This window comes from Halobacillus sp. KGW1 (genome assembly GCF_001592845.1).
Lineage (GTDB): Bacteria > Bacillota > Bacilli > Bacillales > Halobacillaceae > Halobacillus.
In genome coordinates this window covers 81,845-100,125 of the sequence record NZ_LSOC01000003.1, presented here as the reverse complement: position 1 = coordinate 100,125, position 18,281 = coordinate 81,845, and the positions used below count along the sequence as shown (strand labels likewise).

Sequence of the window (18,281 nt, the reverse complement as noted above, 5' to 3'; positions counted from 1 at the left end):
GTTGTTTCTATTATACGATGCTTCTTTTCAACATATGAAAGAGGAAAGAGGCCCGGGCAGCCGGATCTCTTTCCTGTAGATCAGTGCATTTGGTTTTGGGACTGCACCGTCGAATAGCTTTGCAGCATTTGATTCATGTCCTGCTGCTGCAGCTGCGGCACTTGGTAATAGGCATGTTTGTTCTGATAAAGAAAAATCTCATAGCTCATTTCGATGAAGTTGGGAACGCTGTCTGCGATGACACGACGAAGAACGGGGTTTGTCATCTCAAGCGCGGTCATAGAAAGGAGTGTTGCAAGTCCTTTCGTTTGGCCGAGCATATAGGCGGAAAGACCATTCTCCGAAAGATCATTGACAGACTGATTCGGCTTTTTCGGTTGCCCAGGCTTGATACCATAGACGACTTCATTACTCTGCTGCATTTTATACTGCTGTGTGTCTACAGATGGATCCTGTCCGCTGCGGAAGCTTTCCACAATGGAATTGTAGAGCTGAGTGACGAACATTTCCTGACGCTTTAAAATATCCCTCAACTCTTGATCCTTTATATGCTGGTCGTACATTTGATACTGGTCGAGCATCGTTATGATTCCAGCAATGACTTCATGAGCGTCAAACAGCTCATGCCCTCCATGGGCCTGGCTCGTATGGTTCGTCGGCATTTGCGCCTGTTGTTGGGCTTGGTTTTGAGTTACGTTCATGGATACATCCTCCTTAAGATCTTGGTACATCTTATGGATTCCCAAGCTGGCTGTATTCATGAATAGTAAATGATGCATAGTATTTTGGAAGCGATTTCAGCGCATGTATGGACAAGCTGTCTGAAAATGGTATACAATTATAAATAAGTGATTACATAAAAGGGAGTAAATGCAATGAAACCGTTGATGAAGAGAATATTCGTTGTTCTTATATCCGTTATGACATTGGGGATGTATGTCCCTCCCATTCATATAGATGCAGATGCTGCAGAGAAGAAACATATCGCAGGGGAAGGGTCCATTAAAGAACAGAGCGGCCTTCTTTCCGAAGAAGAACTTGATTTAGACGCACCGCCGTTCGAAGCGCAGACATCAGAGCAGCGTATTCAACAATTAACGGAGTCTGCGAAGTCACAGACGGTGATCAAGATGGGACCAAGAATTATTGAAAAAGTGGACGCTGATATGACTTCGGAGATTCTTCCGAAAATAGAAGAGGTCGTCACAGATCTTTTGGTGAACGCCGGGGATGAAGAAGTACCATATTTGGAGATAACAGAAGAGCCGACAGCAGGTTATGGAGAGAAGATATTTAATGTATATAACCAACGGACAAAAGAAGAAATAGCCAGATTCCATGTCCGCAGAGATAAACGGCCGGGCGAAGGGTACTGGTTCAATTTCCATTACCATTTGAAAGATGATCAATTTGTTAAGCACCATCAAATCGGTGAGGTATTCTGGGAGAAGAATACTCCCCCGAAATGGATGTCCTAAGTATTTTATTTCTTACCTGAGTGAAGTATGAGGCGTGATAAAAAAAGGAGGCCGTAACAGGGCCTCCTTTTTTAGTTCTGTTCCTTTATAAAATCCGTTTGCGACCAACACCTGTTCATTTGAATTCCGTGGCCCTCTGCGTACTCATCACCCCAGCGGCACATCGCGTACAAAGCAGGCTGCAGACCGCGGCCGAGATCTGTCGTTGTATATTCTACCCGCGGGGGTACCTCATCATAAACAGTGCGTTCCACCAAGCCGTGTTCTTCCAATTCCCTTAATTGCTGTGCCAGCATCTTACGTGTGATTCCCGGCACGGATCGCTGCAGTTCGTTGAAACGCTTCGTACCCTCGTTCAAGTTCCATAACAGAAGCACCTTCCATTTCCCTCCAATGATATCGATGACGAGATCGATGGCGCATGTATATTCCGGTTGTAATTTCTTCATATTCATTCCTCCAAAAAAACCGCCTATGTTACTGTCTGGTAACTACGTTACGGAAAAGTGCCTTCTTGTCCGCAGACCGGCATCTGTTTTAGTATAGAGGATGAAAGTGTGAATGTTAAATAAAGGAGTGTCATCATGAAAGCACTGGTTCTTAAGAATAAAAATAAATGGCGTGAGATGCAGATAGAAGAAGTGATTACCCCGGATCCTGGCAATGGAGAAGTACTGGTGGAGGTACAGGCGGTAGGACTGAATCCAGTGGACTATAAAACAGGTACGAACGGCAACCCGTCATGGAGTTATCCTCATATTCTCGGGTTGGACGTTGCGGGTACGATTGCCGGGGTCGGAGAGGATGTACAGGGATGGAAAGTTGGAGACCCGGTCGTCTATCACGGGGATCTGCGCAGGAGCGGAGGATACTCGGAATTTGATGTAGCAGATGCGGATATTCTGTCCCGCATTCCGTCGGGAGTGTCTTTTGCTGAAGCGGCTGCTCTTCCTACAGCGGGATATACAGCTTACCAGGCTGTCCATCGGAAGCTTCCTTTAGATCGTGTGAATTCTCTCTTGATTCACGCCGGGGCCGGAGGAGTAGGTGGATTCGCTGTTCAACTGGCCAAACTGGCAGGCAAGACCGTTTATACGACAGCATCGGAACACAACCATGAATATGTCCGTTCTTTAGGGGCTGATGGAGTCATTGATTATCGTCAGGAAGATGTTCATACCAAGATTATGGAATGGACAGAGGGACGAGGGGTGGATGCGGTTATTGATACGGTCAGCCGGGATAATGCAACGGCCTCTCTTGATTCCATTGCCTATATGGGGCATATCGTTTATATAGCGGGTGCACCTGATTTCACAAAGGTTAAGCCGTTCACCAGTGTCGTTTCTTATCATGAAGTGGCATTGGCTGCCAATCATAAAGCTGGTCGGGAAGCAAGAAAAGATCTCGGTATGATAGGAGATGCTATGCTCCGATTCGTTGCCGATAAGAAACTCTCTCCAATGCTGAAGGATACTGTTGCCATGGAAGAAGTTCCGGCTGCACTGGAAAGGCTGTCTGAGAGACACGTTAATGGAAAACTTGTAGCGGTGTGGAAATAATAGAAAAAAGGCTGTGCAGCTGCACAGCCTTCTTTTTTTATTCTTTATCTTCTCCGATAATCCGTACTTCCCTTTCCAATTCCACGCCGAACTTCTGCTTCACTGTTTTCTGTACGTGCTCGATGAGGGAGATATAATCGGAGGTGGATGCATTATCTTTATTGACGATAAAACCGGCATGTTTCTTGGAAACTTCCGCTCCACCGATGTTCGTACCTTGAAGGTCGCTGTCCTGAATCAGCTTTCCTGCGAAATATCCAGGCGGACGTTTGAATACACTTCCGCACGAAGGGTATTCCAACGGCTGCTTCGATTCACGCTTGTAAGTCAGGTCGTCCATGACTTCTTTGATTTCTTCGTAGGACGCAGGTTTTAAGTGGAACGTCGCTTCTACTACGATGTCCCCGTTTGCAGCAATATTGCTGGTCCTGTAATCAAGGTCCAGCTCGGAAGCGAGTCGTTTCACGAGGTTCCCTTCTTTGTCAACAACGTAGGCGTAGTCAAGCACATCCTTGACCTCCCCGCCATAGGCTCCTGCATTCATATACAAGGCTCCTCCGACGGTACCTGGAATGCCGCAGGCGAATTCTAAACCGGACAATTTCTCCTCCAAAGCGAAGCGGGAGGCATCAATGATTCGTGCTCCACTCTGTGCGACAAGAACGCCGCCTTCAGAAGAAATGTTGTCCAGATGCTTCAAGTTGATTACAATGCCGCGAATGCCGCCGTCTTTAATAATTAAATTAGATCCATTACCCAGGAGTGTCAGGGGAATATCCTCCTCGTTGGACAACCGGACGACGTGCTGCACTTCCTCGAAAGTCGTCGGAGTGATAAAGAAGTCCGCCTTCCCTCCAAGCTTCGTATATAGATGATCTTTGAGCATCTCGTCGACTTTTACATTGTCTTCTTTCACGAGATCCAAAAGTTTATGGTACAGCTTTTCCTTTTTATTCATAAAAAAACACCATTCCTATTTGAGATGTATTCCTTCCAAACCATTCGTTCCAAAGCGCACTTATTCTCCTACCAGTTTATGAAGGGCGATAAGGAAACGTTCAATAAGCGATATAATCACGATATTTATTCTAACATAAATGACCGTAGTAGTTGGGTAGGAATTTGTTTGGGCGTATTTGGCACGAATAGGCGTGTGCACACAAGGCAATCTATGTCTGTAAGGGAGGTGTGTAAGATGGCCCTTGATGTCAGATGCGAAGTACGCAACTGTGTACACAACCGGGACGGCAAAGCCTGTGGTGCAGATGAAATTTTTGTCGTCAGCCACTCTGGAAAGAAAGCCAGTGACAGCAAAGAAACAGATTGTAAGACGTTCGAACCTGCGAGTTTGTAATGTTGAGAAGGCCTGCTTTTGACAGCAGGCTTTTTTTTCATTTTTTTCGGAAGAAGAAAGCGCTTAACCAATGCTGAAAGTTCCTTATTTTCTGAAAAGTCATTGCCATTTCATGCTCTTGTTAGTATCATCATGGTAAGTTGTTTTCATAAGAAAAATCGACAAGAAATTCATAAGCCAGGATGGAAAGGGTGTCAGCATTGGAGAAGACAAAAAAAGATTTACGGATAAAGAGTAAAGTCATCAGTGAAGGTGTAAACAGAGTTCCAAACCGCTCGATGCTGCGTGCAGTCGGATTTACAGACGAAGATTTCAAAAAGCCGATGATCGGTATTGCCAGTACTTGGAGTGAAGTGACTCCGTGTAACGTACATATAGATAAATTGGCACGGGAAGCCAAGGACGGGGCGCGCGATAACGGAGGCGCACCGATGATATTCAATACGATTACCGTTGCAGATGGTATTGCTATGGGACATGAGGGAATGTTCTACTCCCTTCCAAGTCGTGAAGTGATCGCAGATTCCATTGAAACCGTAACGAATGCCGAGCGTCTAGACGGTATCGTTGCCATAGGCGGCTGTGACAAGACGACTCCGGGGTGTCTTATTTCCATTGGTAGAATGAATATTCCTTCCGTCTATGTATACGGAGGAACCATACAGCCGGGTAAATTGAATGGTGAAGACATCGATATCGTCTCCTCTTTCGAAGCAGTCGGCCAATATCACGAAGGAACAATCGGAGAGGAAGAGCTGCACAAAGTAGAGTGTCATGCCTGTCCAGGCGCCGGTGCATGTGGAGGTATGTACACAGCTAATACTATGGCTTCAGCCGTGGAAGCTCTTGGAATGAGTATTCCAGGTTCTTCTTCTACGCCTGCAGTGAATGACTATAAAGAATCAGAATGTAAACAGGCTGGAGAATTGGTCATTGAACTGTTGGAGAAAGATATCTATCCTCGAGACATTATGACAAAAGAAGCGTTTGAGAACGCTATTACCGTCGTTATGGCTCTTGGGGGATCCACCAATGCGTTTCTTCACCTGCTGGCCATTGCCCATTCAGCCGGTGTCGACTTGACGCTGGATGACTTTGAGCGGGTCAGACAGGAAGTTCCTCACATTGCTGATATGAAGCCGAGCGGTAAATACGTCATGCAGGACCTTTACGAGGCGGGTGGCGTACCTGCAGTTATGAAGCTTCTTCTTGAAGAAGGGCTGCTTCATGGGGATTGTCTGACAGTAACAGGTAAAACGGTGGCAGAGAACCTTGCGGAGGTTCCTTCTTTGAAAGAAGGCCAGCAGGTCATCGTACCGTTTGATAAACCGATTAAACCTAAAGGCCCATTGGTTGTCATGAAGGGGAATCTGGCACCGGAAGGCGCTGTTGCAAAAATGTCCGGTCAGAAGATCAGCCGCTTTGAAGGGCCTGCCCGTGTCTTTGACGGAGAGGACGCAACGACAGAAGCTATCGTTAATGATGAAGTAAAAGCCGGAGATGTGATCGTAATTCGCAATGTAGGACCAAAGGGCGGACCTGGAATGCCGGAAATGCTGTCTATTACAGCGATGATTGTCGGGAAAGGTTTAAATGGGAAAGTCGCTTTAATGACAGATGGACGCTTTTCCGGAGGATCCCACGGGTTCGTCATCGGACACGTGGCTCCGGAAGCATATGTAGGTGGACCGATCGGTCTTCTGCAGGACGGTGACATCATCACCATTGACAGTGACACGCAGCAGATCAATGTAGATCTAAGCGAAGAAGAGTTCGAACGTCGCAGACAGGGGTGGATGAAACCGGAGCCCAAGCATACATCCGGGGTTCTTGCCAAGTACGCCCGTCTCGTCTCTTCTTCTGCAAAAGGTGCGGTAACAGATTTAGATTTGGAATAAGCCTAGACAAGGGATCGTTGTTCAGACGATCCCTTATTTTATTTACAGAGAGGAGCAGTCCAATTGAAGGTATTACTAATTAGACACGGTGTTACCTCATGGAATAAAGAAAAGAGGGCACAAGGGTCGGCGGATATCCCATTGGATGAAGAAGGGAAAGCCCAGGCACGGATGCTTGCCGCCCGACTCAAAGGGGAGAAATGGGATGTTCTATGTGCCAGTCCGTTATTACGGGCAGTGGAAACTGCCGAAATTATTCAGGACAGCGTCGGTGCCCCCGTTTTTTATACCGATGAAAGGCTTAAAGAAGTGGACGGCGGTCAAATCGAAGGAACGACGGAAGAAGAGCGGGTGGCCCGCTGGGGGAAAGAATGGCGAGGGATCGACCTTGGAATAGAGAAGCCGGATAAGATCATGGAGCGTACGCAAGACTTTATGGCCGCTCTATTAAATAAGTCAAAAGGAAAACGGGTGATCGTCGTCACACACGGAGGCTGGATTGGGAACTGGTTGAAAGCAGAAGAAGTGGAAGGTGTGGAAGGGAATCTGGATAATACATCATTGACCGAACTGGAGTGGCGAGACGGAAACTGGCTGTGCCACACCTTCAACTGCGTCCGACATTTATCTGATTGAGCGGTCCCTTTTAAGGGATCGCTTTTTTGTGTGGAAATGCCTAAATAGAAATTTCTTCAAAAAAAGGGTTGCATAATCCATCAACCGAATATAAACTGTTACATAACAGATAAACAAAATAAAATCTGTTATAAAAGAGGAGGAATTATAATGAATAAGCAGAAGAAACAAACCGGTACCCTTTGTCCGCAGTGTGGTAGTAACGTGGAAGGACATATCTATACTTATATGATGGAATGTGATCGCTGCCTTTCTAAGAAAGAGGAATAGCATGCACTTTCTGTTATATAACAATCGTAAAATTAATTTAATGTTTTATTACAGTTGAGGGGGAGAAGGATGGAAATAGAATTGTCGGGAATATCCTGTACAGGGATCATGGAGGAGCGTTTTGAAGTAGTCCTTTCCGATGGTGCTGTGCAATTTTTACAACAGCTCCATGAACGTTTTAATGACAGACGACAGGAATTGCTTCAAAAGAGGAGGGAAAGGGAGGCTCTTCTGGAGAAAGGAGAGCTTCCTGACTTTCTTGAAGAGACCGAATCCATAAGAAGATCTGATTGGAGAGTAAGTCCGGTCCCAAAGGATTTAGAGGATCGTCGTGTGGAGATGACAGGGCCCGTAGACAGAAAAATGATCATTAACGGATTGAATTCAGGAGCAAAAGTTTTCATGGCCGACTTCGAAGATGCCCATTCTCCGACTTGGTCAAACACGATAAACGGGCAGATCAACTTAATGGACGCGGTGAATCGGGATATACGATTTACGAACGAATCGGGTAAAGTTTACCAGCTCCATGAACATCCGGCCGTTCTCATGGTCCGGCCGCGCGGCCTTCATTTGGATGAAAAGCATCTGTTGTATAACGGGGCACCGATGGCGGCAAGCTTCGTAGATTTTGGTCTCTACATGTATCACAATGCAAGGAAGCTCATCCAAGACGGGTCCGGCCCTTATTTTTATTTGCCGAAACTTGAAAGTCACCTGGAGGCAAGATTATGGAACGATGTATTTCTATTTACGCAGGAATTCCTTGGCATAAGCCGTGGGACAGTGAAAGCGACGGTGCTGATTGAAACGATCATGGCAGCATTTGAAATGGATGAAATTCTCTATGAGCTGAAAGAACATTCAGCAGGTCTCAACTGTGGGCGCTGGGATTATATTTTCAGCTACTTGAAGAAGATGAAAAGCCGGGATGTTGTCCTCCCGGATCGGTCGACTATTACAATGACCGTGCCATTTATGCGGGCTTATTCCCAACTGACTATTCAAACCTGTCATAGAAGAAAGATTCATGCTATGGGAGGGATGGCTGCCCAAATACCCGTGAGAGATGATGCAAACCTAAACGCACTTGCCTTTGAAAAAGTCAGGAAGGATAAGGAGCGAGAGGTGAAGGATGGTCACGACGGGACGTGGGTCGCCCACCCGGGCATGGTACAGACTGCCATGGATGTTTTTAACAAATATATGCCTTCCAATAATCAAATCGACAGGCAGGATGAATGGAAGTCGATCACAAGAGAACAGTTGTTGGAAGAACCTGTAGGCGATATATCCGAAGGTGGGCTCCGGCTCAATATAAATACAGGCATTCAATATGTTGCTTCCTGGCTGTCAGGGCGAGGTGCGGCACCAATTCACCACTTGATGGAAGATGCCGCTACTGCAGAAATTTCGAGAGCTCAAGTATGGCAGTGGATTCGTCATCCAAGAGGAGTGCTTATGGATGGACGTAAGATAACACTTGCGTTGTATCATTCTCTGAAAGAGGAAGAAATGAATACGATTCGCAGGGAAGTGGGCGAAGATGTATTTAAGAAAGGGCGGTTTGAAGAAGCCGGGGATTTGTTTGATGAGTGGGCAGAGCAGGAGGAACTGGAAGAGTTTCTGACTTGGAAAGCTTATGAAAAATTATAAGGGAGATGAGAGGTTATGAAGGAAAGAGCGGAGCGTTTGCAGCGGACATGGGAAAATGAGGATAGGTGGAAGGGTGTCAATAGACCGTATACAGCAGAAGAGGTTATCAAACTGCGCGGGTCCTTGGATATTCAACATACCCTTGCAGCAAGAGGTGCTGATAAGCTTTGGGGGATGTTGAAGGAAGATGGATATGTTCATGCTCTTGGAGCCTTGACAGGAAATCAAGCTATGCAGCAGGTAAAAGCAGGTTTAAAAGCGATCTATCTTAGTGGATGGCAGGTAGCGGCGGACGCAAATCTTTCCGGGCATATGTATCCGGATCAAAGCCTGTATCCTGCGAACAGCGTTCCGCAAGTGGTGAAGAGAATCAATCAGGCGCTTCAACGGGCTGATCAGATCCACCATATGGAGGGAGATAACTCTATTGATTGGTTTGCTCCGATTGTCGCTGATGCGGAAGCGGGATTTGGAGGGCAGCTGAACGTTTTTGAGCTAATGAAAGGCATGATTGAAGCGGGAGCATCGGCTGTCCATTTTGAAGATCAGCTTTCTTCCGAGAAAAAATGTGGTCATCTCGGTGGAAAGGTGCTCTTACCGACGCAGACGGCTGTGAAAAACCTTATCTCTGCAAGGCTTGCCGCGGACGTGATGGGGGTCCCAACCATCATTATTGCTCGAACGGATGCGAATGCAGCAGAGTTGATTACCAGCGATATCGACGGAGAAGACGCAGCCTTCCTGACAGGAGAACGGACGCCGGAAGGATTCTTTAAAACAAAAGCAGGTATTGACCAGGCCATTGCCAGGGGGCTTGCTTATGCTCCTTACGCGGACTTGATCTGGTGCGAAACATCGGAACCGAACTTGGAGGAAGCGCGAAGGTTTGCGAATGCGATTCATGAGCAGTATCCCGGAAAGCTGCTTGCTTATAACTGCTCTCCTTCGTTTAATTGGAAGAAAAAGCTGAAAGACGAGACGATAGAACACTTTCAAGAACAGCTTGGCGAAATGGGGTATAAGTTCCAGTTTGTTACCCTTGCCGGTTTCCATTCTTTAAATCATGGAATGTTCGAGCTTGCCAGGCAATATAAAGATCGAGGAATGGCGGCTTATTCTGAACTGCAGCAGGCGGAATTCGCCAGTGAAGTTCACGGTTATTCTGCTACAAGGCATCAGCGGGAGGTGGGAACCGGCTATTTTGATGAAGTCGCTCAGGTAATAACAGGAGGCACTTCTTCGACAACCGCTTGGAAAGGTTCCACAGAGGCAGAGCAATTCACAGAAGAGCCGATAGCGAAAAGGTGAGTATGAAACACAAACATCTGCTTGGTTAAGCAGATGTTTGTGTTCTTTCTTATTTACATAGGCACATCTTCTCGTTTATTTAATATGGTAGGGTATCAACATATTTAATCTGTGCAAAGACATGGAGTGATATCATGCCGGTAATAACAGGCGAGGAGTATAAACGGCGGTTGGATGCTATGAAGACGGACGTACGGATGGAAGGCGGACGCTTGAAAGGTAAGATTTCGGAACATCCGGCTTTCCGGGGCGTCATCCAAACGCAGTCCGAACTATACGATTTACAACACCATCCTGATTGGAAGGATACATTAACCTATACATCAGAAACTTCGGGAAATGCGATCGGACTTTCCTATTTAATACCGAAATCGCGGGGGGATTTGGAGAGAAGGCGGACGATGGTCCAGCATTGGGCGAGGCACACCGGTGGCGTATTGGGCAGAAGCCCTGATTATATGAACACTGTGCTTGCAGCCTTCGCCGCTTCGGTCGATCTTCTGGACGGAGAAGAAAACTGTTATCCGGAACGTCTGCTTCGTTTTTATGAATATGCTCGGGAGAACGATTTATCATTCACTCATACGTTTGTGAATCCTCAGAGCAACAGAGGAAAACTTGCTTTCCTTGAAGAAGATGTCACGAATGCCAGAATTGTGGACCGTACGGAAGCAGGATTAGTAATGAAAGGAGCGAAGCTGTTGGCTACACAGGGCGGGATGACAGATGAATTGATTGTTTTCTCTGCTCCCGGCGCCGTGGATAATTCTCACGCCTATGGTTTTTCTATACCTAGTGACACAAAGGGACTGACGTTCATATGCAGGGAATCCTTTGCCAGCGCAGGTTCTGCCTTCGATTACCCGCTCTCTTCCAAATATGCAGAAATGGATACCATCGTTTTGTTCGACGACGTCATCGTACCATGGGAGCGTGTTTTCTTTCATGACAATCTAAGAGCTGCGACCCAGATGTACGTGAAAGGAAAGTTTGTACCGTTTACCTTGCACCAAATTGTTTCGAGGCAGGTGGTGAAATCAGAATTCATGCTGGGCATTGCTCAGCGGATTGTCGATACAATCAACATCGAAGAATACCAGCACGTGCAGAGCAAAGTAGTGGAAATTGTAAAAGGAGTACAGACACAGAAGGCGCTCCTGCTGCTGTCGGAACAGGAAGCAGAAGTAGATGCTACGGGTATCATGGTTCCTTCCCGCCAGCCGTTGTACGTAGCGATCAACAACTTTCAGGAATTCTATCCCAGGTTCTCTGAAATTGTGCAGTTGTTGGGAGCAAGCGGTCTAATGTCGATTCCAAAGGAGAAAGAATTCCTTTCTGAAACAGGCGAACGTTTAAACCATTATTTACAGGGTGTGGACGTAAAAGGGAAGGAACGCGTCGCGTTATTCCGTCTGGCGTGGGATATGACAATGAGCAGCTTTGGAGCAAGACAGACGCTTTACGAGCGTTTCTTTTTCGGGGATCCGATTCGATTGTCACAATCTATCTACGCGCTTTACGATGATGAAAACTCCCAGGAACTTGTTTCGAAGTTTCTTCCTGAAGAAAGCTGACCTGTAAGGGTCAGCTTTTTATCGTTTTGTATTTGCTTTTTTCGCTTTTTGTTCCAGTTGGGAGTCAGGACGTTGATCTGCTGCATCCTCTGACATGCCTTGAGGGTTCACGGTCTTTTTTCGGACTCCTTTGTGAGCGTTACTTTTGTTACTCATTTCTATACACCTCCGTAATTAGTATGAGGGTTTGCAGAATATTTATAAGAGGATAAATCAGGGGGAGGAACCATGGAATGTTTTCTGAACTTTTAGCGGAAGCTATGGAAAACAAGGAGGGAAAAGGGATGACAAACAAGAGAAAAGAACGTCCTTCACAGGAAGAAGACAGCAGCGGTTTGGCTGTGACAGAGGAGCAGGTTTCCGATACGTTGACGGAAGGCACGATAGAAGCGGAAATAGACCAAGTCGATGATCAAGGTCATTTAATCAGCCACCATGGAGAGAAAATCCGCGGAAAGAATCACAGGTGAGAATATGCCAAACAGAAAGCGGATATTAGTTCCAGAAGCGAGAGCTGGACTGGATCAACTGAAGAAAGAAGTAACAAGAAGCAGCACCGCAGACCGAGCGAAGTTTGAAGTGGCGGAAGAATTGGGTATTCCTTTGAGAGAAAAAGGGAACGGTGATTTGTCTACAAAAGATGCCGGTCGTATAGGCGGGAGAATAGGTGGAGGAATGGTTAAAGAGATGATCCGCCGGGCACAAATGGAGCTTCAGCATAAGAATACAGAAGAATAAAAATAAAACAGCGAACGGAAGAGGTGCGGACCTCTTCCGTTTTTGTTATACGCCGACTTTCATGAGATAGTGAGAGACGCGTTCTGCAAATACCTTGCATTTGTTGACATCTTCTTCCGAGTCGGGAGTCATTTCAATTTCCAGGCCGTCTTGAATAATGGCTGCTCCGTTTGCTTTCAACTGTGCCTGCAGCAAGTGAACGGCTTCACAGAACTGTGGATAGATCCTGTCACCGGAACCGAAGACTGCTCCGTGCACCTCTCTCAGGTCATTCTCTGACAACTCCTCATAAAAATCCTCCACCTCATATGGTAGATCCCCGTCGTTCCAAGTGTAGGAACCGATTAATACACAATCAAAATCACGGAGTTCGGTAATTTCGGTTTCTTCAATTTCCTTCATAATCACTTCATAGTCATTTTTAAGATGGGAATGGATGATGTCCGCAATTTCTTCCGTATTTCCAGACATACTTGCATAACAGATCAAGATACGCGCCACTCTATCACTCCTTCAGCACTGGTGTGAATTCCGGGTGCAGAGCTTTGAAACGGTCGAAAGCTTTGGAATGTTGCAGGAATACTTTTTTCTCTTTCCTGTCCAGCGCTTCATTCACTTTATATTTGTGGTAGTTCATAGCGAGTGTCAGGTCCATCTTCGTATATAACGCTTGTTTCTCGTATAAATCATCAATAAAATGTGCGGCCATATAGAAAGGAGAAGAATCGTTCTTCTGAACGGCGATGTACCATCCTAATGAATCAACATAGAACGGGTCCCCGGCAATATGTAACAGATCACCGTGCTGGAACCGGATAATTTCGTGACAGGAACAGTCAGTATTTCCTTTCTCGTAACGAAAAGGTTTATAAACAAACAATGTGCCTTCCATAATTAGGTCTCCCTTCGAGAAGTTATATTCAATATAATTGATAATGATTATCAATGTCAAATAGTTTTGAGTAAAAGTAACATGTTTTATTCTTCATTTTGGTATAATGGAGGTAATAAAGATGCTTTTTCATAGAGGTGATTCCTTGTGATGAAGATAGAGGATAAAGTGAGAGAGGTTGTCTTTGAAAATGGCAGGATCACAAATATACCGGAAGGATTCCGGTGTGTTGGGCAGGGAAGAAGTGCTGCCGTATTCCATGTTCAGGATTCTAATACAGCTGTCAAAGTTTTTTATCCGGAGTTCGCTGAACTTGCAGAAGTGGAAGCGGAGGTTTATGAAAGTTTAAATAACAGTGAGATGTTCCCTCTTTTTATTTCTCAGGGAAAAGGGTATCTCGTTATGGAATATCTGGAAGGAATGACCTTTTATGACTGTCTTGTGAGCGGTGTACCCATCACTGCAGAGATGGTCAAGCAGGTGGAAGAAGCGCTTCTGTTCGCCTGCAGCTTAGGTCTGAACCCTTCTGATATTCATTTAAAAAACATGCTGCTCACATCATCGGGGAAAGTGAAAGTCATCGATGTCGTCCGCTTTAAACAGGAGCAGGACTGTCCGCATTGGCGTGATTTGAAGAAAGCGTATGAGACGTATTATGTGAAGCCTTACATGCCTAAAAAGCTGCCCAGATTCTTTATCGAGTGCATCATTCGCCTATATCGCAGGAGATTATTGCCGATTTAATGGATAAAAGGATCACAAAAAACCGCACATCCCAACGGGTGTGCGGTTTTACTTTATGAACGGGGATGAAGTACTTAATATCGAAGCTTCATCAAAATATTTTTGACCTCTTCATCTTCCATCAAGATGTCTTTATATTTTTCGGTGATTTCTGCCAGGGCGACATCGTGGTAAAAATATTCCGTGAAAAATTTGACCAGTGGCTTGGAAAGCGTGTGTATTCCTTGAGATACTCCCGATTCGGAACCGGCGAACACCATCTCCTCGCCGTCAATAATGACAAGCTTGTGCCGTTCTAATGCTTCGTGCGTCTCGTTCGGGTGCAGAATATGCGATTGGAACATGGGTGCATCAAGGTCCCCTACAGAAAGAAGCTCCACCATTACGCCTTGCTCCGCTTTCCGCTCTAAATCTGTGACCAAAGAGGCCAATTCATCATTCCAGCCCGTAAGAAGAATGCTGTTAGTGGCTCGATCTATACATGCCTTCAACAGCGCTGTAATGGATTGTTCATTTTCCATTGTCCAAACGCGCTCATCGGAGACAGGGAGCGTGTACTCCTTCGTTTTCAATTCTTCCAAGTTAGCTTCGAAGTCTGACGTCAGCTTTTCAATGGTCGTTTCAAGAGCAAGTGCTGTATATAATTTTCTTTTTCCGTGGAACGATGTGAGGATTAGGCCTTTCTCTTGAAGGCGTTGAAGGACTTCGTACACTTTGGACTTAGGAACTTGTGAATACTTTACAATGCTCGTTGCATCAAGTGGTTCACGGCTGGATGTTAATACTTCAAATACATTGCTTTCATATTGGGTGAAACCGAATTTCTGTAGCATGAATGTCTCCTTTATTTTGCTGTTACATAAATGATACACCGAACATCCGACTAACGTAAACATGACCTATTGTAATTGTCTCTCATTTTAGTTACCATCATAGTGGTAACTAAAATGAGAGGGTCGAAACTATGAACAAAAAAATTTACTTGCTGACAATTGTTGCCTTTGTAGTAGGAACGGTTGAATTAATTATCGGAGGAATTCTGGATCTTGTTGCGGCTGATTTACAGGTGTCAGTCGGAAGAGCCGGTTTGCTCATTTCCTTGTTTTCTATAGTATTCGCTGTCGCTTCACCGATCTTGTTGACTGTGACTGCCAATATGGAACGGAAGAAGCTGATGATCGTTACATTATTCATTTTCTTCCTGGGGAACTTGATCGCCTTTTGGAGTCCAAACTATACGATATTGATGTTGTCGCGGATCGTAACGGCTGCAAGCGGCTCCCTGTTGGTTGTACTGGCTATTACCATCGCCTCTTCCATTTCAGAACCTGCCTATAGAGGAAGAGCGATCGGAACAATTTTCATGGGAATCAGCGGTTCGCTTGTATTGGGCGTACCCATCGGCCTTACGATTGGGAATGCATTCGGTTGGAGGGCACCGTTCCTTTTGATCAGTGTTCTCACATTATTATCAATGGTGGCGGTCGCGGTATCCTTAGGTACGATAGCACCGAAGCCGATCATTTCCTTGAAAGATCAGATCCGTACTTTGAAAGACAATAAAATATGGACCGCCCAATTCACTTCTTTTCTGTTTTTGAGCGGACATTTAACTTTGTATGCGTATTTGACACCATTCTTGAAATCGGAGCTTGGCATGAACGGTACTTGGGTCAGTATCGTATATTTCGTATTCGGTGTAGCTGCCGTCCTGGGAGGCGGAGTAGGAGGATATTTATCCGACAAGTTCGGACCTGAAAAAAGCATCATTGGAATCATCGCTCTATTTGCTGTGGCTCTTTTCGTCGTTCCACACGTCACATTTTCCTTGCCGCTTTTCCTTATCGTGCTTGTCATTTGGAGCGCACTCAGTTGGGCCGTTACTCCTGCTCAGCAAAACTATCTCGTTTCTACCGCTCCGGAAACGTCAGATATTCAGCAAAGCCTGAACAACTCCGCCCTTCATTTCGGAATTGCTTTCGGTTCTTCCGTGGGGAGTGTAGTTATTGAGCAGACCTCGGTCATTTATAATGCCTCTGTCGGTGGTGTGTTCGTACTTATTGCCCTTGGAACGGCTATTTTCTCGATTACAAGGGTGAAACCGGCGAAAAGGAAACAGCTCCTTCGATCTTCTTGATTTTTAAAGGAATCGAATAAATCCGTCGCCCCGGGATCATACTAACATTGTTCCTAATTTAAGGAGGGGTTAGTCATGGGTAGAGACGATCACCGAAAAGGTAAAGGGAAACAGAAATATAAATTACCTCAAACTCCTAAGAACGAAAAACATCCTAATATTGATGTTGAGTTCTCAGAGGAACTAGCGGATCGGGAAGATAAAATTGCTCAAGAACGAAGCAAGGCCGCCGACCGCAGAGCACATCGACAGAAATAAATTGGAAACGGACATCCTCGGATGTCCGTTTTTTTATGAAGTACTTCAAATGAAGTTTAACCCCTTTTTAATTTGGAAACATACGTACCATAAGCTCAAATAAACATATCGAAAGGGGTCTTTTGCATGAATTTGAATAAAGAACTAAAAAAATTAGAAGCTATTCATTTAGAAAAACCGGAAAAAGTTTTTACGATGTACTTAAACACCGATCCTTCCGATCCCGAGCAGCAAGGTGGAGAGTGGAAGATCCATCTTAAGAACGGTCTGAACAACTTCGAATCCTATCTTCAGGAAGACGGGGATTCTGATGAGAAAAGGAATTTTTGGGCGGTCAAAGAGAAAGTCCAACAATTTATCGAGGAAAACGAACAAAATTTCGCAAAAAGCGTCGTTCTTTTCGCTACAGGTGATGATACGATATGGTTCGCTGAACGCTTTCAAATGCCCGTAAAGACAGAGTTCTATTGGGAGGAAACGCCGCGTCTGGAACAGTTGAAGGAAATGAAGGATAAATTCCCGAAAACAGGAATCGTTTTGACTCAAAAGAATCAGATCAAATTAATCGATGCAGAGCTTGGAATGTTGAAAGATACCCAGCTGTTTGAACTGGATCTCGATACGGAAGATTGGCGCCAGCACCAGGGGCCGCACCAGGCTCAGCCTTCCATGGGTAAAGGCGGAGCGAAATCATCCAAGAAGGATGAGTTCCAGGAGCGGTTTGAAGCAAATCGCTACAGATGGTATAAGAGTGTAGCACCCAAGCTTGATAAACTCGCAAAAGATTATGAATGGGAACGATTGTATTTAGTCGGCCATAAAGAAGAATTGAAAGACCTGCAGGACAATATGAACAAATCGGCCGATGATATGGTAAACAAGAATCTTCTTGATCATGAAGAGACGCATGTCATTAAAGAAGTCGTTCCATCCTGAATAGTAAAAGTGCCTGGTTGAACCCAGGCACTTTTTTTGCTTGTGATGAAGAAAGCAGGGGATCTAAGGGCAAAGGTGGAAGTAAATCTTTACATTATACATAGGTAAAATCAATATGATAAAATATTATTCAGAGAAAATAATTGAGAATGGGGAATTTTTAAATGTATGTAGTGGATTCCATGGTTGTAGTTCCAGAACATAAGGCGGAAGATTTAATTAATATATACCGAAAGCGCTCGAGGCTTGTAGATGAAGCGGAAGGATTTTTGTCTTTTCAACTCCTTCAGAATGACCGCAAGCCTGGTGAGTTAACGGTACACATGGAATGGGAATCAAAAGCGGCATATTTGGAATGGGTGCGCAGCGAGCAGTTTAGAAAAATCCACGAGCTGGAGAAGAAATACCCGGACGAAGAACTGCAGGGGATTGTACCTAAAGTCACGAAATATGAGGTGGTTGCGACATGAATCCGGAAGAGCAGAACCGGCTTGCTCGAAAAGTTACCGATGAAATTTATGAAGCTTATCCTTATTTGTGGGAGAAGTTCGGCCAGAACGGCCGGGAAAGAACAGAAGAGGACAACCATCATCATTTGGATCACCTCCAAGCAGCGTATGAAATGGATAGTGTCCATTTCTTCCTTGACTATACCTCCTGGTTAAATAACGTCCTCACATCCAGACAGGTCCCTACAGCGATGATCATAGATAATTTTGAGAGACTGATACGGCTCCTTGAAGCAATGGAAGTAGATGATAAGGAGCAGAAAGAGCACTATATAGAATATTTGCAGCAGGCTTTACAGCATTTGGATATCCTTACGGAGAGGTGAACAGT

23 protein-coding genes are annotated in these 18,281 nt (G+C 45.3%); 16 read left to right on the top strand and 7 right to left on the bottom strand.

Going from position 1 to position 18,281, the window contains the following annotated elements; translation table 11 throughout:
- Positions 1-80: 80 nt before the first annotated feature.
- Positions 81-701, bottom strand: a complete 621-nt coding sequence (locus tag AXG56_RS09535; RefSeq protein ID WP_062514214.1) for a spore coat protein — start codon at positions 699-701, stop codon at positions 81-83.
- Between the two features lie 174 nt (positions 702-875).
- Here AXG56_RS09535 and AXG56_RS09530 point away from each other — a divergent pair, with 174 nt between their 5' ends.
- The gene (locus AXG56_RS09530) at positions 876-1,478 is read left to right on the top strand and encodes a YpjP family protein (RefSeq protein WP_062514213.1); all 603 of its coding nucleotides are present in this window, start codon (positions 876-878) and stop codon (positions 1,476-1,478) included.
- A gap of 71 nt (positions 1,479-1,549) precedes the next feature.
- Here the strand turns inward: AXG56_RS09530 and AXG56_RS09525 are convergent, their stop codons facing one another.
- Positions 1,550-1,927, bottom strand: coding sequence for a helix-turn-helix domain-containing protein (locus AXG56_RS09525; RefSeq protein ID WP_062514211.1), 378 nt, complete (start codon positions 1,925-1,927; stop codon positions 1,550-1,552).
- Positions 1,928-2,062: 135 nt separating this feature from the next.
- Here AXG56_RS09525 and AXG56_RS09520 point away from each other — a divergent pair, with 135 nt between their 5' ends.
- Positions 2,063-3,040 carry a zinc-binding dehydrogenase gene (locus tag AXG56_RS09520; protein WP_062514208.1) on the top strand — a complete coding sequence of 326 codons (978 nt, stop codon included), beginning with the start codon at positions 2,063-2,065 and terminating at the stop codon, positions 3,038-3,040.
- Positions 3,041-3,077: 37 nt separating this feature from the next.
- Here the strand turns inward: AXG56_RS09520 and murB are convergent, their stop codons facing one another.
- Positions 3,078-3,998 carry a UDP-N-acetylmuramate dehydrogenase gene (murB, locus tag AXG56_RS09515; protein ID WP_008635800.1) on the bottom strand — a complete coding sequence of 307 codons (921 nt, stop codon included), beginning with the start codon at positions 3,996-3,998 and terminating at the stop codon, positions 3,078-3,080.
- 237 nt (positions 3,999-4,235) lie between these two features.
- On the opposite strand from murB, the gene AXG56_RS19015 reads away from it, so the two are divergent.
- From AXG56_RS19015 to hpaB, 6 genes are all read left to right on the top strand, one after another.
- Complete coding sequence (locus AXG56_RS19015; protein ID WP_008635799.1) at positions 4,236-4,394, top strand: DUF1540 domain-containing protein; 159 nt, start codon at positions 4,236-4,238, stop codon at positions 4,392-4,394.
- A gap of 182 nt (positions 4,395-4,576) precedes the next feature.
- Entirely contained in the window at positions 4,577-6,292 is a 1,716-nt protein-coding gene (ilvD, locus tag AXG56_RS09510) for a dihydroxy-acid dehydratase (protein ID WP_035388336.1), read from the top strand.
- Between the two features lie 63 nt (positions 6,293-6,355).
- Positions 6,356-6,928, top strand: a complete 573-nt coding sequence (locus AXG56_RS09505; RefSeq protein WP_026578249.1) for a histidine phosphatase family protein — start codon at positions 6,356-6,358, stop codon at positions 6,926-6,928.
- Positions 6,929-7,267: 339 nt separating this feature from the next.
- Positions 7,268-8,854: a malate synthase A gene (aceB, locus tag AXG56_RS09500; protein WP_026578250.1), complete on the top strand. Its 1,587-nt coding sequence runs from the start codon at positions 7,268-7,270 to the stop codon at positions 8,852-8,854.
- Positions 8,855-8,869: 15 nt separating this feature from the next.
- On the top strand, positions 8,870-10,162 hold the full coding sequence (aceA, locus tag AXG56_RS09495; RefSeq protein ID WP_008635792.1) for an isocitrate lyase: 1,293 nt from the start codon (positions 8,870-8,872) through the stop codon (positions 10,160-10,162).
- A gap of 134 nt (positions 10,163-10,296) precedes the next feature.
- The gene (hpaB, locus tag AXG56_RS09490) at positions 10,297-11,736 is read left to right on the top strand and encodes a 4-hydroxyphenylacetate 3-monooxygenase, oxygenase component (protein WP_062514206.1); all 1,440 of its coding nucleotides are present in this window, start codon (positions 10,297-10,299) and stop codon (positions 11,734-11,736) included.
- 18 nt (positions 11,737-11,754) lie between these two features.
- Here the strand turns inward: hpaB and AXG56_RS19660 are convergent, their stop codons facing one another.
- Entirely contained in the window at positions 11,755-11,892 is a 138-nt protein-coding gene (locus AXG56_RS19660; protein ID WP_201029310.1) for a hypothetical protein, read from the bottom strand.
- Between the two features lie 128 nt (positions 11,893-12,020).
- Between AXG56_RS19660 and AXG56_RS09485 the strand changes: the two genes are divergently transcribed.
- Both AXG56_RS09485 and AXG56_RS09480 read left to right on the top strand, forming a co-directional pair.
- Positions 12,021-12,206, top strand: a complete 186-nt coding sequence (locus AXG56_RS09485; protein WP_235601492.1) for a YozQ family protein — start codon at positions 12,021-12,023, stop codon at positions 12,204-12,206.
- A 4-nt stretch (positions 12,207-12,210) separates the two neighbouring features.
- Positions 12,211-12,474, top strand: a complete 264-nt coding sequence (locus AXG56_RS09480) for an alpha/beta-type small acid-soluble spore protein (RefSeq protein ID WP_026578251.1) — start codon at positions 12,211-12,213, stop codon at positions 12,472-12,474.
- Positions 12,475-12,519: 45 nt separating this feature from the next.
- Here AXG56_RS09480 and AXG56_RS09475 read toward each other — a convergent pair whose 3' ends face one another.
- Together AXG56_RS09475 and AXG56_RS09470 are read right to left on the bottom strand one after the other, a co-directional pair.
- Entirely contained in the window at positions 12,520-12,975 is a 456-nt protein-coding gene (locus tag AXG56_RS09475) for a flavodoxin (protein ID WP_026578252.1), read from the bottom strand.
- Between the two features lie 4 nt (positions 12,976-12,979).
- Positions 12,980-13,366, bottom strand: coding sequence for a hypothetical protein (locus AXG56_RS09470; protein WP_062514204.1), 387 nt, complete (start codon positions 13,364-13,366; stop codon positions 12,980-12,982).
- Positions 13,367-13,516: 150 nt separating this feature from the next.
- Between AXG56_RS09470 and AXG56_RS09465 the strand changes: the two genes are divergently transcribed.
- Positions 13,517-14,110 carry a hypothetical protein gene (locus AXG56_RS09465; RefSeq protein WP_008635778.1) on the top strand — a complete coding sequence of 198 codons (594 nt, stop codon included), beginning with the start codon at positions 13,517-13,519 and terminating at the stop codon, positions 14,108-14,110.
- 74 nt (positions 14,111-14,184) lie between these two features.
- Here AXG56_RS09465 and AXG56_RS09460 read toward each other — a convergent pair whose 3' ends face one another.
- Positions 14,185-14,943, bottom strand: coding sequence for a TrmB family transcriptional regulator (locus AXG56_RS09460; protein WP_062514202.1), 759 nt, complete (start codon positions 14,941-14,943; stop codon positions 14,185-14,187).
- A 131-nt stretch (positions 14,944-15,074) separates the two neighbouring features.
- On the opposite strand from AXG56_RS09460, the gene AXG56_RS09455 reads away from it, so the two are divergent.
- From AXG56_RS09455 to AXG56_RS09435, 5 genes are all read left to right on the top strand, one after another.
- Complete coding sequence (locus AXG56_RS09455) at positions 15,075-16,247, top strand: MFS transporter (protein WP_062514201.1); 1,173 nt, start codon at positions 15,075-15,077, stop codon at positions 16,245-16,247.
- A 75-nt stretch (positions 16,248-16,322) separates the two neighbouring features.
- On the top strand, positions 16,323-16,505 hold the full coding sequence (locus AXG56_RS09450; RefSeq protein ID WP_008635774.1) for a YfhD family protein: 183 nt from the start codon (positions 16,323-16,325) through the stop codon (positions 16,503-16,505).
- Between the two features lie 126 nt (positions 16,506-16,631).
- Positions 16,632-17,441 carry a VLRF1 family aeRF1-type release factor gene (locus AXG56_RS09445; protein ID WP_008635773.1) on the top strand — a complete coding sequence of 270 codons (810 nt, stop codon included), beginning with the start codon at positions 16,632-16,634 and terminating at the stop codon, positions 17,439-17,441.
- A 164-nt stretch (positions 17,442-17,605) separates the two neighbouring features.
- Positions 17,606-17,911, top strand: coding sequence for an antibiotic biosynthesis monooxygenase (locus AXG56_RS09440; RefSeq protein WP_008635772.1), 306 nt, complete (start codon positions 17,606-17,608; stop codon positions 17,909-17,911).
- The gene (locus AXG56_RS09435; protein ID WP_062514199.1) at positions 17,908-18,276 is read left to right on the top strand and encodes a hypothetical protein; all 369 of its coding nucleotides are present in this window, start codon (positions 17,908-17,910) and stop codon (positions 18,274-18,276) included. The genes AXG56_RS09440 and AXG56_RS09435 overlap by 4 nt, the downstream gene beginning before the upstream one ends.
- The last annotated feature ends 5 nt before the right edge of the window (positions 18,277-18,281 follow it).

Excerpts from the sequence above, each read along its gene's own strand:
- AXG56_RS09535 (WP_062514214.1), bottom strand. The coding sequence starts at position 701 with ATGAACGTAACTCAAAACCAAGCCCAACAACAGGCGCAAATGCCGACG.
- AXG56_RS09530 (WP_062514213.1), top strand. The coding sequence starts at position 876 with ATGAAACCGTTGATGAAGAGAATATTCGTTGTTCTTATATCCGTTATG.
- AXG56_RS09525 (WP_062514211.1), bottom strand. The coding sequence starts at position 1,927 with ATGAAGAAATTACAACCGGAATATACATGCGCCATCGATCTCGTCATC.
- AXG56_RS09520 (WP_062514208.1), top strand. The coding sequence starts at position 2,063 with ATGAAAGCACTGGTTCTTAAGAATAAAAATAAATGGCGTGAGATGCAG.
- murB (WP_008635800.1), bottom strand. The coding sequence starts at position 3,998 with ATGAATAAAAAGGAAAAGCTGTACCATAAACTTTTGGATCTCGTGAAA.
- AXG56_RS19015 (WP_008635799.1), top strand. The coding sequence starts at position 4,236 with ATGGCCCTTGATGTCAGATGCGAAGTACGCAACTGTGTACACAACCGG.
- ilvD (WP_035388336.1), top strand. The coding sequence starts at position 4,577 with ATGGAAAGGGTGTCAGCATTGGAGAAGACAAAAAAAGATTTACGGATA.
- aceB (WP_026578250.1), top strand. The coding sequence starts at position 7,268 with ATGGAAATAGAATTGTCGGGAATATCCTGTACAGGGATCATGGAGGAG.
- aceA (WP_008635792.1), top strand. The coding sequence starts at position 8,870 with ATGAAGGAAAGAGCGGAGCGTTTGCAGCGGACATGGGAAAATGAGGAT.
- hpaB (WP_062514206.1), top strand. The coding sequence starts at position 10,297 with ATGCCGGTAATAACAGGCGAGGAGTATAAACGGCGGTTGGATGCTATG.
- AXG56_RS19660 (WP_201029310.1), bottom strand. The coding sequence starts at position 11,892 with ATGAGTAACAAAAGTAACGCTCACAAAGGAGTCCGAAAAAAGACCGTG.
- AXG56_RS09485 (WP_235601492.1), top strand. The coding sequence starts at position 12,021 with ATGACAAACAAGAGAAAAGAACGTCCTTCACAGGAAGAAGACAGCAGC.
- AXG56_RS09480 (WP_026578251.1), top strand. The coding sequence starts at position 12,211 with ATGCCAAACAGAAAGCGGATATTAGTTCCAGAAGCGAGAGCTGGACTG.
- AXG56_RS09470 (WP_062514204.1), bottom strand. The coding sequence starts at position 13,366 with ATGGAAGGCACATTGTTTGTTTATAAACCTTTTCGTTACGAGAAAGGA.
- AXG56_RS09465 (WP_008635778.1), top strand. The coding sequence starts at position 13,517 with ATGAAGATAGAGGATAAAGTGAGAGAGGTTGTCTTTGAAAATGGCAGG.
- AXG56_RS09460 (WP_062514202.1), bottom strand. The coding sequence starts at position 14,943 with ATGCTACAGAAATTCGGTTTCACCCAATATGAAAGCAATGTATTTGAA.
- AXG56_RS09455 (WP_062514201.1), top strand. The coding sequence starts at position 15,075 with ATGAACAAAAAAATTTACTTGCTGACAATTGTTGCCTTTGTAGTAGGA.
- AXG56_RS09450 (WP_008635774.1), top strand. The coding sequence starts at position 16,323 with ATGGGTAGAGACGATCACCGAAAAGGTAAAGGGAAACAGAAATATAAA.
- AXG56_RS09445 (WP_008635773.1), top strand. The coding sequence starts at position 16,632 with ATGAATTTGAATAAAGAACTAAAAAAATTAGAAGCTATTCATTTAGAA.
- AXG56_RS09440 (WP_008635772.1), top strand. The coding sequence starts at position 17,606 with ATGTATGTAGTGGATTCCATGGTTGTAGTTCCAGAACATAAGGCGGAA.
- AXG56_RS09435 (WP_062514199.1), top strand. The coding sequence starts at position 17,908 with ATGAATCCGGAAGAGCAGAACCGGCTTGCTCGAAAAGTTACCGATGAA.